We start from the raw sequence: 16,260 nt of genomic DNA, 5'->3' as shown, positions 1-16,260 counted from the left end.
AATGGAGAAAGAACCAAATCCGGCTGCAAAAAGCTGCGTTTCTACATTATTCATCCTCCTCCGAATCGTCGCTATCTGAAGAGAGGTCTTTTAATAAATCTGCTAAGTGTTTAATATGAATTCCGTATTTTAGTTGGGAACCATCTATCCCGGCAAAATTAACGGCTATCAATCTACCTGCCTTATTGAAGACGGGCGAACCGCTGGAGCCGGGTAAAGTAGATATATCGTATTGCATTTTTACATCATCCGTCACCTGAGAAATTTTACCTTCTAACTGTTGTACTTTTAGCCCTTCGGAAGTATTACCGATTGAAAGTCCCCGATTGTAGCCGATAATCATAACTTCATCACCTTCCCTCACTTTAAGCTTGACAATTTTAGGCACTTTAAAGAACGTTTTTATACCTGCCGGCAATTTTTTATCTTTAGTTTGAATAATTGCTAAATCTACGCCATCTTTTTCCGCTATTTTCAATAAGACACAACCGATAAAATCACTTGCTTTGTTAATATAGGTATTGTTCATGGCAATTCCCAAGTCTAAAATTTCAGTAGTAACTTGAATATCGTGGCTGTCTGTTGTGGCTGAACGGAGTACATCAACAATAGATTTAGTTTGTTGCACTTTAAGGAGTTGGCCTTGCAGGGTGGCAATATCGGCGGAATTATCATAATCATACGCTTGCTGTTCGTACTCAAGTCGGCTGATTTGGGCCGATACCTGTTGCTCCTTCCCGGCAATTTGAGCCTCAATCAGCGCCATTTGAATTTTTAATTTATTGATAATGTTGCTTACGGCGGTTTTTGTCAACCCTTCCACTACGTGGCGATTGGTCGCAATTTTACCATCTTTGCCGATAAAAAAGCCGGTTCCATACATCTCATTAGGGCGCGCGTAGGCGTCGTCTTTCCCCAAAAGACCATCTAAGCCACCCTTGATTCCTTGAGCGTCGTCCAGTTCATTAAAATAAAATACTAAATCTTTACTAAACGCAACCTTAAAAACAAATTGGGTACGAATCAGCACTACGCTATTTTTTAGTTTCTTAGGGTCTTGTTCTTTTCGACAGCTTTGAAACAAAGGAACATAAACTAATAAGCAAAGGAGAAAAATCCTTCCATTCATTGTTATTGTCAGTTAAGGGTTCTTTTCAACGATTTCTTTAACGGTCATCCAATTGTTGGCGAAGGTTTTTTATTTTTAGCCTTACATCTTCCAACATCAAATAATTAAATCCTTTTTGAAGCAAAGCTTTCTCTTTGCCCATATCCATCATGGTGGCTTCTGCCTCTACTTCCAGTTCATCCACCGCCTCTTCTAACTTGTCCAGTTGCTTCAGATAATCTTTCGTTTTTTGCCTTGACAGATTGCCATTTTCGACTTTTTTCTGAATTTTCAATACTGTCGTCTTAATCCGTTTGTATTCATCTTGGGGTGTTTTCTTACATCCTAAGACCGCAAACAACACTGCGACGCCCATCAAAAAGTATTTTGAAAACATTGTTTTTAAGGTTTGGGTCTGAATTTCACTGTTTCATTTTCGTACTTAAACAAAAGTATATCAGTATCAAAAGCGTGCTCCACCTCAAAAGCGATCCCCTTCTTGTTTTTGCAGTTGATAACCGCCCTGCTGTAATCCTCTTCGGTTGTAGAAGTAATAGTCAGGACATCGGTTTCTTTGGGTGTAACGATCCGGATAGACCGGGCATTGATAAAAAAACGAATACCGCCATCGTAAGGCTTCCATTCACCCCATTTTTGGGTATTTGTATCTAAATCGGCATATTCGTTGCAGGTAATATCTGAAATACCGTTTTCGGTCTTTAAGTAGGCCGGCAATTTAGACTGATTTTTACTTTGATAATCATCGTAAATCACGTAGCCGCTTCCCAAAATAGCTGCAATCACAACCCATAAAACCATTTTCTCAAATGAAAAACCCGCTTTAAATTCCTTAACCGTTACAGAAAGCGTTGCCGATACCGAAGTATCCGGCGGCACTTTAAGTACGTAGTCGGTGGAGTGAGGAGGTGTAATGGAGCGCTTTCCCCGGGGAGGCAGGTTGTTGCCAATTCCGGAAATGTGTACTACTGTGGCATTGCTTACTTCCCACGATATATCTACCTTTTCGTTGAGCATTATTTCAGTGGAGGTACTTTTGAAATAATTAATAACGGCTTTTTGGATTATGACGGAAGCCTCAGGCAATGCCTCATTTTCGTCAGGCACCGGAACTATATCATTCTTTTTTTCCTCAGCAACTGTCTTTTTGGTTTCGTCGATCTTTTCTTCTTTTACGGCTTCAACGACTCTCCAGTCAGCAGAAGTCAACCGAGTTCGGGCAGTTGTTCCTGTTTTCGGAGAAGTACTTGTCAGTTTATGGTCATCCAAAAACGTTTCAACAGCACCAATTATGTGAGATTCATTGTTTTCATTGGCCAATAATTCGAAAAGTGCCGTTACCTCTTCACTTTTAACATATCCTTTTTCATCTAATTTCTTTCTCAAAAAAGTGTATGTTTTCTCCGATTCTGTATTGTTTAAAATCTCAATAATAGGAACCTTGCCCAATACCTGCGGAATAAGTTTTTCAAGCACATATTCTCTTCGAATGTCAATTTGGGCAGCATTCCTGATAATTTCTTCCTTATCGGCCTCGGTCAGTAGCTTTCGACGGCGTACCGCCAAATCTTTGATTTCCTCTTTTATCTCATCAAACCGATTCCAGCGAATATCGCGACTGATGAGAGCAATATGTCTTCTAAGCAGAGCTTCCTCCATTCCCAAATCGCTTGCCTGCTTTAAAATACCGCTGTTGAACAGAGCTAACTCGCTCGTATTTCCGTCGGTATCAAGCAAAAAATCACGCAGGATTTGTCTGAAATGTTCTATTTCCATGGTACTGAGCCGACTTTATCCCTCAAAAAATTATTCCCTACCTATAAAAACTTATTTCGGCTTTTGTTAAAATTCGCCATTTATTCCCAACCAACTCCAATTCCCCGGGCGTATTTGTTCGAATGCGCCCACCGGGATCTCCACTATAAGTGCAGGTGGTACGTAAGTATTGATAAGGATCGGAGAAAGCCATTTTTTGGGCACTTTCATTTTGAGTGACTGAAAGTTTTGCCGAAGTAGGTGAAGTGATTCTGATTTCAAACAGGCTATCAGAACTCATTTGATTGGACAAACTTGAAACGCTGAACCCATCTCCCGTATCCGCGTAAAGGGCATATTTGCACTTTTCAGGTTCACGCACTCCTGGGGCTGGGTTTGGATCAGGATGCACATAAAACCCTCCTCCCGATTGCACCGGAGTTGTAAGTTCCCTTTCTTCCCTTAATTTGTCTCCATCATTATTCCGGTTATATACCTGTCTCCTCAAATTTTCGATGTTAGACTCTGATTTATATACTCTATCCATAAGAGACTGTGCCTTAAGAGAGATACTATTTATATCCTCTTCAGCAGTATTAATCCGCTTATGTAAGTCCCTCTCAAGTCCACCCGCATTTCTACTTTGTCTTTTGGATGATTTATACAAAAGATAGCCAACTAAACATAAATTGAGAAGGGACAACAAATAGGGTAAATAGTCAGTTAACGAACGCTCGGACTTCACTACATCTTTGACAATTTTTGCCACTTGAGCACTATCCAAAGCTACACTGTTGGGGGGGGGCGATGTTGTAACTACTTCCTTGCCAGTTGAAACCTCTGTTGAAGTAGTAGGGGTAGGGTCAGTAACGACAATAGCATCAATGGTGGCCTTTAAATCCTTGAATACTGCTTCCTCGGCCCTGTTAGGCTTATTCTTTATTAATTTATCAATGAGCAGTTTTTTATAATCAGTAATTGTAAGGTTAGGGTCTTTATCGGGGTTAGCAAAATCTACAAATTCTTCTCCTTTTTTTATATTTTCAGCATAATTATTGCATTGCTTCACTGTGGTGCAATCGTCGCATACCGGAGATATTTTTTGGGGATCATTTGGCGAATCACGCGCCAAATATTCCAAACACCTTTTCAGAACCTCATATTTAGCCTTTTTTAGGGCCTCCTTTTGGGCAAAGCCTGCGTGGCCTAACAGCCAAACACTTCCAAAAACAACCAAAACTTTCCAGTTTTTCATGATAGGTAGGGAGAAATAGTTAACCGTTGACGATTTTTTTAGACAACTCATACAGGGCATCTTTGAGAGGATAAAAGAAGAAAGTTTCTATTACCTGATCTTTGGGTGAATTGCGCATCTGTTCGAGCATTTCGTTGAAACTATCGTTTAAAATGCCGTTTTGGGTCACATCACTTCCAATCAAAAACTCTTCGTAAGGTTTTAAGTCACGTATATTATAATCGCTCAAAAATCCTATGATGTCCGGGTCATTAAACATCTTTTCAATAAATTGTTTGACGTTTAATAACACGGCATTATGTAAATCCTGTTGGTTTACTACATCCTGTATAAGGGTTCGTTTGTGGGTAATGTTAGGCTCAAAATCAGCGATAGTTCCCCAATGGCAGTCTGAAACGCGATTTTTGAAATCCTGTTTACGTTGGTCGTTGTCGGGTTTGTTTTGATACAACACAGATCCGTTTGCAGTTACTTCTTTGGGATTGTCTTCCAGTTCTACTTTGAAGTCGTTCGGAATGGGACGCTCCGTAAATGCCTTGAACAGGTATTTTGTAAAAACAGTAAGCCGGGGGCGGGTACAAAGCATATTGAGGTATTGGCTGCCTCGCCCGGTAAAAGATAAATAACGAGGGATAGGCAAATCATTTTTCTCCAGCAATTGAGTAAGATGATAAATAATGGCCCCGTAATGAATGTAAAGAATCACTTTCAACTCGGGCAGGCCATCGTTGATAGAGTTAGTAAACCTAAAATGCTCGTTGTATTTAAATAACAGGCTGATGACGTCCTCTGAAGTAAGTTCTTTTTTTGCTTTAAATGCGCTATAAATAGCATCGGCAGGGTGGGGAACTTTAGTAATTTTAAGGCGGTAGTAGTCAAAATTTTGAATAAAGCCATTGTCTTTTCGGTTGTTCCGAACTCCATCTCCCCATATATCGTTGCCGGCAAATCGAAATGAGGTATTCAGGTATTTTTTTCGGCTGTTCATAAACAACATCACATCGGTTGTACCTCCTCCAATATCTACATTTGCTACATCGGCAAAGCTACGGATGCCTTTTTCCACCAAATAAAAATAAGGAGCTAAAGATTCTTCAATGGGTTCAGACACAAATACATTTGTAGTTTTGAATACGCGTTTCACTGCTTTTTCCCACTCTTCAATCAATCGTTCCTGATTGCTTAACCGCATACTCAACGGTGCTGACCAGTTAATGGTCAAATCGCTTATTTTACCTTGATTCAGAATTACTTTGTTTCGAATCATTAACAACAATGATTCAAAGAAAACACTCACCCGAGCCGCGCTTTTGGGATCTTTAACTGCTTGAGCATCTTCAAGCATCCATTTGAGATTGGTGATGTAATTATTGACGCCCGATACATCACCGCTTTCTAAATCTATGTTAAAACCTGCATTGAGATTCGTAAAGATATTATTGTCCCCCGCGTCTATAAACCCGGTTTTTTCACATACAGCCGTTCGGAGCGGAAACGCAAAAGGCGATTCGGTTCCCTTCTCTTTGCCAAACAGCGCCGGAATAAACTCCCTCCTGACCAATGTGTTGAACTGAGGTAAGTTACCAAAACCCAAATTATAACGCTGTTCATAACCCTCTCCTTCTCCGGGTTTATTAAGCATTATCATCTGCATATCCTCCTCCGTAATAGTAAAGGGAAGAGGCTCTTTGGAATCAATGTCTGAGGTATAAGCGATATGGGTATTTGAAGTACCGAAGTCAATCGAGAAGGTAAACTTTTTATAGGCGTTATCACCTATTTTTTTAAATTCCGGCACAATCAGCCCGCGATACGTCAGCCCGCTGCGGCTCAATCTAAACTCAATGAGATCAAAAAGACTATTAACTTTATAATGGTAAGAAGCAGGAAGCGCACCTTTGGAGGTACGTGCCTTGGGCACTTCAACGCTGATGGGTTTACGGCTGTTTATTTGCTCATATTGGTAAAATTTGACAGTTTGGGCAGGGCTGAAATCGTAACCATCTGAAGTACGGTCGGCTACCAACACGGTATATTCATTTAATTGCATCAGCTTTGTATCCTGACTTCGGATTTGGTAGAAAGGAAAAAAAGCCATGTTGCCTTGAAAATTGCTGATGATAGTACTTTCCGGCAGATCCTGACCGTGGACATCGCCGATTTCATATTCTTTTGAAAATAATAATGTTCGTCGGTTTTTGAGGGGTATCTGAAGTTCAGCCACCAAAAATTTTCCTTCGCGGCGTGGATCAATGCGCATGGAGAAATGTCGCTTTAGGTCATCAATCCCAAAAAAGTTAAAGTACTCTTTCCGAATGGGCAGCAGAAAATCAATGTCACCCTTGAAACCCGTAAAAAACTTCTCACCGTTGACTGTAAAAGGCAGTTTCACCAATTTATCTTCCAGAAAGTCGCTTACGGTCACAAACGGATACTGCACGTGATCTACACCCGGAAGAAAACGATCTGATAACAGCCCGCCTTCAGCCAAATCGTTCAGTTCCGAAGGACGAATTTTGGTTCGAGGGTTCCATCGGCTGTTGGGCGTATAGACCCCGGGCTCATTCATCTCTGAAATAAGGGCCAATGGCTCGCGTACCGGTATCGACTGCCCGTCTTTGTTTTCAATCTTGTAATGTTTTTGGGTGGTTTCCATTACAAAATCGCTGTTTTTTTCAATATCAATTTGAACGCCATCCGGTCTTACCTTGTAAAGCGGCAATCTTGGCGCGGCTTCCAGCGGATAGCTTGATTTGGCATAGATTAATTCATAGCTGTCCATGCTCTTGGTTTTATCCACGCTTTTCTCTGCCGGCCCCTGAAAAGCCCCCTTGAAAAATTCAACCATATCGGCCGACAGGTATCTTTTATATTCCTGATAATAATGGTACAAATATGAGATAAAAGCAGGGTCGCGCTCAGCCAAAGGAATATACGCGTTAAAATAAGGCTGCCCTGTCGGGCTTTTTGGCTCTTCGCGTTTATTATACAACCCTCGAATAAGGTTGGGAGAAGTAAATACCAATGTGAGTGGCGAAGTCCCCCCAATCAGTATGTCTTTGTAGTAAATCAACGTAAATTGGCTGATGCCTTGAAAGGGACCTTCCAATTCTAAAGACAAGGCTTTAGCCCAGACACGATGGGGGTGATCATTGGGCTTATCCTCTTCCAGTTTTCTTAACTGCTCATTTTTATCCCATATTCGAAATGTTATATCTCTACTTTGACCTGCCTGAAACAACAACTGTAACAAGTCCAGGCAATGAGAAACCAACTCGTGATACATGGTAATTTTGCCCCGCGCTTCCTCAGGTGGATTAGCTACCATTTTAAATGCCGTATCAAACAAATACATTCGGGCAAAAGGCGAAGGTACCGAAGAACCTGCCTTGGCAATGTCGCCTTCTAAGGAGTCCGGGATGGTGGCAATGCGCGTCCGATCCAGTTTAACGCTCGTTCCTGTCCAGCATTTGATACTGTCGGGGCTGGTGCCGCCCTTATAATTTCTAAATACGTATGCCATTGTGATTACACTTCTTTAGAGGGTGGAAGGAATATCGCCTAATTCTTTGATGCATTCGTCGCTTACAGCGATCAACATTTGCATAAAACGCTCTTCGTTAGTGGGGATTTTTTTTGAAAGGTCATCCTGCGTTTTATTCAAATGTTGAATGAGGAATTTTTCACTAATGCCTTTTTTAAAGAAACCCGTTTCTATTTTTTTACCTCTGAAAAAAGTATTAAAATCTTTTTCAAACTCAAAAAAATAACCTCCTCTTTTGTTGGCTGCCAATTCATTAAGCCATTGCTGATAATGGTCTTTGAAAAAGGCATTCATTTGCATATAAAAATCGTTACCGGTTAGCTGCGAAGCTAAAGAAAGGCCTTTGGCAAACGCCTCGTTGGTTTGGGTTGGAATAAAATCCATGAGGAGCTTAGTAGCATAGCTTAGACGTACCATTGGGTTTAAAACTTTGGTGCGGGAATCGTCGTAGAAGTGGGCAAATTCCAGTTTGTCATCTTCTCGCTGTACTCCGAACTCATGGTATTTTTCGTTACCAAAACTGCCTGTATTGGAAAAATGAACAATACCCATCGCTGCCAAAAGCTCTACCATGTGGGCGTTGTTTTTTTGGTCTTCACCGCCTTCTTTGTTTTCGTAAGGCTCCTTGGCTTTATCAGAGAGATAATAAAAGGCATCCAGATCAATAGCTTCTTCATAATAACTCAGTGCCGCTTTGGTTTTGGAATTGAAGCGCAGTGAATCAATGGCGCTTTTTTCATCCTTTTTAACGGCAAAATAAGGCATCACCACCACAGCACCTTTTTTAGCATTGCGCAGGTTATTGTTGCGGCTTTTTTGTAAGAGTTTAATCAGTTGCGGAAACCCGGACGAGCCCGTACCACCAAAAATAGAACTGATGATAAAAATGCGATCGTTGGAGTCGTTGAAAGCCTGCTCAAAGTACCTGTATTCATCGGTGTTTTCTAAGTCATTGAATATCACCGAACCAATATTAGGATTTCCCTTGAACCCTTTTGAAAGTTCAAGTTTAAGTTCGGTATGGTTAGGATCATCTGAGTTATCATACAATAAATTCAGGAACTCTTCATTGTCTTTGTCCATTTCATTGACTTTCAAATACCGTTCAAAAGTGGTATTGATTCCTTTAAAAGTCATTAAAAATGAGTCTTTGACTCGTGTCTGCTCCTGTCCGTTTTGTACCGCCTGCCCGCCAAGGGTACTTAATTTAGGGCCGAAAAACTCCTTTCGCTCATTGGGTTCGTCTCGATACGCTTTTGCTCGAATTTTCTTATATAATTCCAAAGCTGTTACTGTTCGGGCAGTGTCGGCATTGGACAGGTCCACGTCAATAATGATGGGGATGATTTCTACGTTGGGATTCAGTTTAGCTCCCGCCGCCAGAATCATCGTCAGCGAACGCAGTACGCGGGCACCCGTACCGCCAATTCCAAAAACAAAAACGCGCATGGTCAAATAAAGGAGTTAGAAAGGAGTGTATTTGGCGTGAATGGAGAAACGCTTGAACAGTAAAGAAAACAGACAAAACAGAATAAAAGTATAACCAACATTAACAGCTCCAAAACTGTACATATAGTTGTCGTACTCATCGGCTTCGGTAGCATCCAAGGCTTGATTGATGGCAAAGACAAACGCAAAGACAAAGGCAATCAGCAACATGATGACCCAATGAATTGTTTTGTGGAATACGGGCTTCCAACGTCCAAGACCGACATAAAATACCAACGCTAATACCAGACAAACGCCTATAGTAATAAGAAATACCGGTTGAAATACGAGCTCACGGTAAGTGTCTGCGTCTTCGTCTTCGCCAAGAATCCACTCATAAATAATTTCCATAATAGGTCTAAGAAAAGGTTAGTTTTTAGAAAATTTGAGTTGAATATTAAGATAATTACTATTGCCTGTATCATAAGCTTCTTTTGCTCCTGTTACTAAATGTTTGAATGCAAAAGTTTTATGAAGGCGATTTTCTTTCAAAAGGTCATCATCAGTTGACCAAGTCATATACCAATCATCGAAACGATAAGGAAGAATAATATCGGCAGTAGCATCATCATTTCCCCTCATGTCGGAAATGCGAAAAGTGAAAATATGCGTGTTATTATTAATTAACTTTTTCTCTCTGTCTTTTTTTGAAAGGTTCATTACCTCTACTGCTTTCTCTATTTTTATCAACTTAATAGTAGCCTGTTGAGAACTAACCTGTAAATTTCTGTTCAAATCCTGAAGTACGTAAGCGGGCAGTAAATTGAGATTGACGCCAATTGAAAAAGTAACAGGTTTTGTTTTTGTCAATTTTATTTCTCTCACTTCATTCTTTCGCGCTTGCCAATCTCCTTCTTTACCATAAGAAAATAAGAGGTCAAACGATTTAATTTCACTATTGCTATCTCCAAAATTGATAAATTTTTCGGGCTTAAACCCGTCATCTTCCTGTAGTAATTTATTGACATGGCCAATCACATCTCGATGCCCAATCACCCATACATAAAAAGGGCGATTTTCTCCGGAAACAGGCTGATTATTGTTCCGGTAATCAAAATAGGGACCATTAAAAGATGATTGAAAAGCATATAAAGTTGCTCCAATATATTTGGCCCTTAATTTTCCAAATGTACTTTTTATGCTGCTTTTTAGCGTACTGGATGCATTGTTACGGTTTATCTCACGGTCTGCCCTTATTTCAGCATCTGAAAAAGATAGAATACAGTCAGAGACCAAAATGCTCACATTATTGGAACCTGCCTTATCGCCAACTGCATCAAATATTTTATGTAATTTCGAACTACGCGCTGTAGCAAGAGGGGTAGTAGCTAAGTCATTGGCAAATGACTGAGGGCTATTTCGATATTTTACAGGATTGTCAGAAATCGTCCATACAGAATCCGGAATCGTATCCTTTCCTAAAACCGCAATCAGGTTCGTCACAACGTCTTTAAACTCTGTTTTTCCTTTCAAATACCCTTTCATACTGGCAGAAGTTTCCAAAAAGAAATGCACCTGTTTTGGAGGGTGAGCAGTAACAGGCGGGGGCAGGGATGTTTCTTCCTTTTTCTTGCGATCACAACTAACCGCCACGAGCAGAAGCACGAGAAATACAAAAAATGAACGCAAACAATGCATTAATGTAGAGAGATTATAGAGGTTAGGAATCAGGCATATTAAAATTGAATTGTCAAATAAGCAAATTATGACTAATAATGCCTATTATCTGCTCTGTTTTTTTCAAAAAAGTTATCTAACGACTATTTCTTTATGAGCAAAGTCTCAATTGATAACTTTTCAGGAAAAATCTTCACTTTTATTTCATATTTACCTATAATTGTTTTTTATTACCCTCTCTATTGTTCTTACCTTCCCTATGCCTGCGGTAAAAATCAACTCATTTTCGGTAGTTCCCAAGTCTCTCCACAAAGCCAATACCATTACTTTATCATGGGAAATCGAAAATGCACAATCAATAAAGCTATCGCAAATCCGCTCAGGGGGGGAGGCTGTCGATTTACAATCTGATATGCCTGCTATTGGATCAGTTGAATATTCCATTAAGGAAACAATCACTTATCGCCTCTCCGCCGATAATATTTCCCGTGAGCTTACAGTAAAAGTTGGATATGGCCCTATTATCAAATATATTCTTTTAGGGCTATTAGCCATAAGTGTGACCGGTGTTATTTATATAAAATGGCCATCGCAGGAAAATAGTGAACCACGTAGTAATCATAGACAAACTTCACAAGTAATAGAAAATATAAACTCGCCAAATTGTCCTGAAGAACTATACAGTCAATTGCTTAAAGAAGGTGAGGAACTTGCATTGAAAGGAAATTATACATCCGCAGAATCTAAGTTTTGGGATGTGCAGAAGTTATTAGATGTGCATGACTGTTTAGATAAAAATAAGGCAATTTTGCTTCAAAAGAAGTTTATCCGGAAAGCTGAACAGTTTTGTAATACTTATAGAAATGAGCCTACTCTAAAATATATTCCAAACAATTATTATAAAATGGCTGCTATTCTTCAAAAGAAGAAGCCGAAGCAATGCTTATGAGAAAGATCTATGTACTTTTTATATTTCTGCTACCATTAACACTATATTCTCAGAGGCTTTTCGATAATCCTGATTTGTACCAAATATTGCGTACCGGAGATCAAAAACTACAGGAGGGAAAGTTTGATGAAGCACGTGTTATTTATGCGTCTTACAAAGTGCTGTTAGGTGGTATTACAAACGATTACTTTGAAAATCAAATCAAGAAGTGCAATCAGCTTAAAAATCTCTATCAGGAAGCCGAAAAAAGTTTTAAAGCAAAACGGTTTCCTCAAGCCCTGACCCAATACCGAGAATACCGAAAATTGATGCCAAACAGCGGTAGATTAGCTGCATTTGAAGATAGGATACAGATATGTCTGACACAGACAGATAAGAAAGTGGTTGGTGAGCTTCGTGACCCTGAACGAATAGTGGCGGGTTTTGAGTGGTCTGATAAAGGACAAAGACAAATTATTCAGCTAGATACTTCCGGTGCCCAGTTTAGTTTCCAAAAGGCAAAGAAATGGGGCGGTACATTAAATACTACACTTCAAAAACAGTATGAAGAAGGAATTTTAGCCGTGAAAGAGCTTAAAGCATGGGGCAAGAAAGTTAGAGATGCAAAATTGAAAGGAATAACTGAAGAAGAGGAAATTAATCTACTGAAGGAAGGTGAAAAAATTTCAATTTTTAAAATACAACCCCTAAGAGAAAAAATAGAGTCTATTGAAGTAGCAACTGCTTTTCCTGAAAGCCAGTCTCCCCTGATAACAATTCAAACTTTAGCAAAGACTTGTAAAATTGAACAACTTTTAAGTTATATTAAGTCTAACAAAAGTAAAATTGAAAATTCTGATAAATTACTGGAAGCTATCGACGATTATCGAAGAATTCAAAATGAAATCATTAAACTTAATCCGAAATTAGACCGTAGTAAGGATAAAGAAGCCTTATTATTAAGTGCTTATGAAAGTTTACTGAAAACTGCGGCTAACATTCCATTTGTGGGAAATAATCTCTCCGATTGCGCAAAACAGGAATATGTAGCAACTTTAATAGAATTGGCAGGTTTTGCCGAGAAATCATTTGATAATAGTGGAGAAAAGGGCCAGGTTGAACGTGCGCTTAGTTACTTAGCGAAAGCCCAAAATCTGGTTGCACCTCAAAAATCTGATGAAGTTGAAAAGGCAAAAAACCGAGTAGTGGGTAAACTGGGTTGTGATTCGGTTATAAGAGATTTTCGAAAAGCAGTAACTGACGTACGTAGGGCGGTCAACAACTGTCGTTTGCAGGAAGCAAAAGCTAAATGGGATGAAGCAACTATAAAATTGAGCGTTTGCTCCGATGCATCTTCAGGCATACTGAACAACTATGTGTCCCTTACAGACACTATAATAGGACTTATGAAGAATGACAGTCTATATTCAATCCTTCAAAGCCAAATTCGTGATTTAGTGCAACGTGAACGCTGTGATGAAGCTCATAGCATTTATGAACAACTAAAGGATTTAAAACTGTGTGATGATGCTAAACGCCTTCGAGATAATAGAACCCTTCTGGAGAGTATACAAGGCTGTAAAAATCGTATTTGCTATAAAGAAACAGCAATAAGAGCTGAAAAAGCTGAAATCGCGAAGGAATGGAAAAAAGCCTATCGCCTGTATGAAGAAAGTCTTAAATGTGCATCTCCCGGCCAAATCGAAGTTGTCAATGCAAAGTTGAGTGAACTTGAATGCGACGCGTTCCCTGAACGTTGCAAAAGTGAGACGACCTATTTTCGGCCTGAAGTAATTGGGGCTTATTCATTGATTAAACCTACTTATACTGTAGGTGATAAAGCTCAGGAAATGTCAATTGGGCATTATATAAGCGGTGGACTTCAGTTAAGTTTGATCAGTCATACATCTCTTGCTGATTTTTCCATTGGTGCGGAATATTTTCAAACACAGTTCCAATCTTTAGGGTCTATTAATGATACAAAGTATGTTCTGGAAGACTTCTCGTTAAAAGGAGTCAATGGGTTTGCTACTATTAAACTTCATAAGGTAAATACTGATCCTGAACGTTGGAGGCCTTATATAAAATTTGGCCTTGAAGCGATGATACCACTTTCATATCGCTATGAAAATTATGCATCCCGCAGCATTATGGAAAGTAAAGGTCAATTAAGCTCTCAATCGTTTTCCGGAATAGGGGGAATTGGTATTGAGCTTCAGCGTAAGCATTTTGGCTGTTTTCTGGAATTGTATGGCAGTTATAATTTTACAGGTATTTATAACACTAATGCTACTAATCTTTCTACAACTTTAAACAGCTCAATACGTGCTAATATTCACCGTGCCGGAATTCGACTTGGAATTCGACCATGGTAAAAAGTCTTAGCATCAATATATATTGATAATTTATCCATAAAAGATGAGGCCCATTTAATTGCATGACTCAGTTATGAAAAATATTTTTTCATTGTCTCTTTTATGTATTCTATACTTATACGAAGCTAACCGGCAAGTTTCATCCAGGCAACCAAACACGTATAAAAGAGCGGATAAAACCAAAACAATCCGCCTTCTGGAAGAGCGAGTATACGTATGTTATAGTAAAAATGCATATGCCTACCATGCCTATATCTGTTCTGGTCTAAAAAGATGTAAAGCATCCAGAGGAGAAGTTAGTGTTTCAGAAGCTAGAGCAATGGGTTATGTAGCCTGCAAAATATGTTATTGAATTGGAGAGAAGCCGGTGAAAAACACTGATGAATTCAAAGAATCTATAAATACCCGGCCACAAAAATCAAATTTTCCTCTTTGCGAAGCTGCTCAAACAAATCAAAAATGTTTGAGCAAAAACAAAAACGACTTACAAATTTCTCTGTAAGTCGTTGATAATGAGGGTGGAGAATATCGGATTCGAACCGATGACCTCTTGCATGCCATGCAAGCGCTCTAGCCAACTGAGCTAATCCCCCTTATGTCAATTTACAAATGTTTTGGTTAGAGAATAACCTCAAAAATGAGGGCCATCCTCAAACGGGACTGCAAAGATGCAGGGCTGATACGACATTTGCAAACTGTTTGTAAAAAATATCATTAATAAGAAACCTGAATGTCGTTTCCTTCCAGAACTTGTACAATGGCTTTGGAACGTTCGCGAAGCTGTGCGTCTTGAGCCACAGGGTTTTCGCGCAAATAAATCTTTTTAAGCTGTCGAAGATGAGGGATAGGGGCGGGTACTTCGCTCAAATTATTATAACTCATATCAATTTCTTCCATGCGTTGCAAATAGCCAATTTCGTTGGGCAAGGCGCTGAATTGATTGTAGCCAATGTCGAGAATCTGCAACGATCTAAGTTTGCCGATACTGTTGGGCAGTTTTTCAAGACGGTTGTGGTGGAGATATAACGTTTGGAGTTTTCGGAGTTTCCCTAAATTACTCGGAAGCAACGTGAGTTGATTGTGAGATAACGCCAACTGCTGTAATTTTTGCATCCGGCTGATAGAAGATGGGAAAGTAGCAAGTTCGTTGTAATATACGTCTAATACTTCCAGTCGCCGTAGTTTTACAATGCCTTTAGGAATGGATTTGAGTCCGCAGGAATAAAGATTAATGTCCTGCAAACGCCGCATTTTCTTGAAACTCTTTTGGTTAAGGGCAGTAAGATTGTTGTAACCCATCCATAAACTTTTAAGGCGTCGACAATTTTTCACTGCTTGGGGAATATCAGTAAAATGATTGCCCTGAATATTTAAAATTTGAAGGGTTTTGTTTTTAGAGAGGTGCAGGCTACTGTCAGATAATTGGTTGGTGTTAAGCCAGATCTGTCGCAATTTTGGAAGGCGGGATAAATCAATTGTAACGCTTTTCAGTTCGTTGTTGCTGAGGTTCAATTCCCTCATGTTTGGAAAACGATAGATAACGTCAGGAACAGACTTAAGTTCTAACTGATTAAGAGCCAATATTTTTACGGTATCCGGGCGATTTGTTGACTTAGCGGCTTCTATGCTGCTGATGATACTGTCTCCTTTGGGAACAGTGCGAATAAGCCCCAGATTCATGTAGTGAGAAGATACATGAGAAGAGATGATTTTAACGCCAAAGCGATAATTATCAAGCAATGTTCGGAGCGAGTCTACCAATGCTTTTTCAGATTCGGGCGAAATCCTTCCCCTTATTTCATATAAAAGATAGTCAAAAGTACCTGTTTTGCTTGCATAAAGGTGGTACATAATGCCGGCAGGAACCGTTTGGACTCCGAAAATTTTGCGGGCAATCTGACTTTTTCGCCGCAACAACGCATTCTCTTCTTTTACATATTCCTCCTGAGTGCCTTCATAAAATTTGCGAGCGCCTCGGTACAAACTATCTAACTTTTTATAGGTGAGTCCTTGTTTTGTCGCTTCTGCAAAAGGAAGGATATTGACTTGTGCGGAAGCAGAAGAAAGGATAAAAAAAAGCAGTGCAATTAAAAGGTGTTTCATGGCTAATTAGGATTTTTACTAATTAACTACGAAATTAGTTTTAATATTATATAAATCAAAGCTTTTTAT

Annotated in this window: 11 protein-coding genes and 1 tRNA gene; 2 read left to right on the top strand and 10 right to left on the bottom strand. The window is 39.5% G+C overall.

What is annotated here, in order from left to right; translation table 11 throughout:
- Positions 1-46 precede the first annotated feature (46 nt).
- From ACQY73_RS06315 to ACQY73_RS06280, 8 genes are read right to left on the bottom strand one after another with little or no spacing between them, the layout of a single operon-like run.
- Positions 47-1,129 (bottom strand): S1 family peptidase, encoded by a 1,083-nt coding sequence (locus ACQY73_RS06315; protein ID WP_428663001.1) that lies wholly within the window; start codon positions 1,127-1,129, stop codon positions 47-49.
- Between the two features lie 37 nt (positions 1,130-1,166).
- Entirely contained in the window at positions 1,167-1,505 is a 339-nt protein-coding gene (locus ACQY73_RS06310) for a hypothetical protein (protein ID WP_428662998.1), read from the bottom strand.
- Positions 1,506-1,510: 5 nt separating this feature from the next.
- The gene (locus ACQY73_RS06305; protein ID WP_428662996.1) at positions 1,511-2,902 is read right to left on the bottom strand and encodes a hypothetical protein; all 1,392 of its coding nucleotides are present in this window, start codon (positions 2,900-2,902) and stop codon (positions 1,511-1,513) included.
- A gap of 37 nt (positions 2,903-2,939) precedes the next feature.
- Positions 2,940-4,136, bottom strand: coding sequence for a hypothetical protein (locus tag ACQY73_RS06300; protein WP_428662993.1), 1,197 nt, complete (start codon positions 4,134-4,136; stop codon positions 2,940-2,942).
- A 19-nt stretch (positions 4,137-4,155) separates the two neighbouring features.
- Positions 4,156-7,659 (bottom strand): hypothetical protein, encoded by a 3,504-nt coding sequence (locus ACQY73_RS06295; protein ID WP_428662991.1) that lies wholly within the window; start codon positions 7,657-7,659, stop codon positions 4,156-4,158.
- A 15-nt stretch (positions 7,660-7,674) separates the two neighbouring features.
- Positions 7,675-9,129: a tubulin-like doman-containing protein gene (locus ACQY73_RS06290; RefSeq protein WP_428662988.1), complete on the bottom strand. Its 1,455-nt coding sequence runs from the start codon at positions 9,127-9,129 to the stop codon at positions 7,675-7,677.
- A gap of 15 nt (positions 9,130-9,144) precedes the next feature.
- Entirely contained in the window at positions 9,145-9,519 is a 375-nt protein-coding gene (locus ACQY73_RS06285; RefSeq protein ID WP_428662986.1) for a hypothetical protein, read from the bottom strand.
- An 18-nt stretch (positions 9,520-9,537) separates the two neighbouring features.
- Positions 9,538-10,671, bottom strand: coding sequence for a hypothetical protein (locus ACQY73_RS06280; protein WP_428662983.1), 1,134 nt, complete (start codon positions 10,669-10,671; stop codon positions 9,538-9,540).
- A 373-nt stretch (positions 10,672-11,044) separates the two neighbouring features.
- On the opposite strand from ACQY73_RS06280, the gene ACQY73_RS06275 reads away from it, so the two are divergent.
- Both ACQY73_RS06275 and ACQY73_RS06270 read left to right on the top strand, forming a co-directional pair.
- On the top strand, positions 11,045-11,734 hold the full coding sequence (locus ACQY73_RS06275; protein WP_428662980.1) for a hypothetical protein: 690 nt from the start codon (positions 11,045-11,047) through the stop codon (positions 11,732-11,734).
- The gene (locus ACQY73_RS06270; RefSeq protein WP_428662978.1) at positions 11,731-14,088 is read left to right on the top strand and encodes a hypothetical protein; all 2,358 of its coding nucleotides are present in this window, start codon (positions 11,731-11,733) and stop codon (positions 14,086-14,088) included. Before ACQY73_RS06275 ends, ACQY73_RS06270 begins: the two co-directional genes overlap by 4 nt.
- 519 nt (positions 14,089-14,607) lie before the next feature.
- Here the strand turns inward: ACQY73_RS06270 and ACQY73_RS06265 are convergent.
- Positions 14,608-14,681: transfer RNA gene (locus tag ACQY73_RS06265), tRNA-Ala, on the bottom strand.
- 121 nt (positions 14,682-14,802) lie between these two features.
- On the bottom strand, positions 14,803-16,191 hold the full coding sequence (locus tag ACQY73_RS06260; RefSeq protein WP_428662976.1) for a leucine-rich repeat domain-containing protein: 1,389 nt from the start codon (positions 16,189-16,191) through the stop codon (positions 14,803-14,805).
- Positions 16,192-16,260: the final 69 nt, after the last annotated feature.

It is taken from the genome of Runella sp. (assembly GCF_965279615.1).
Taxonomy (GTDB): Bacteria; Bacteroidota; Bacteroidia; order Cytophagales; family Spirosomataceae; genus Runella.
The sequence above is the reverse complement of the archived record's forward strand: the minus strand, read 5'-3'. Positions and strand labels throughout refer to the sequence as shown.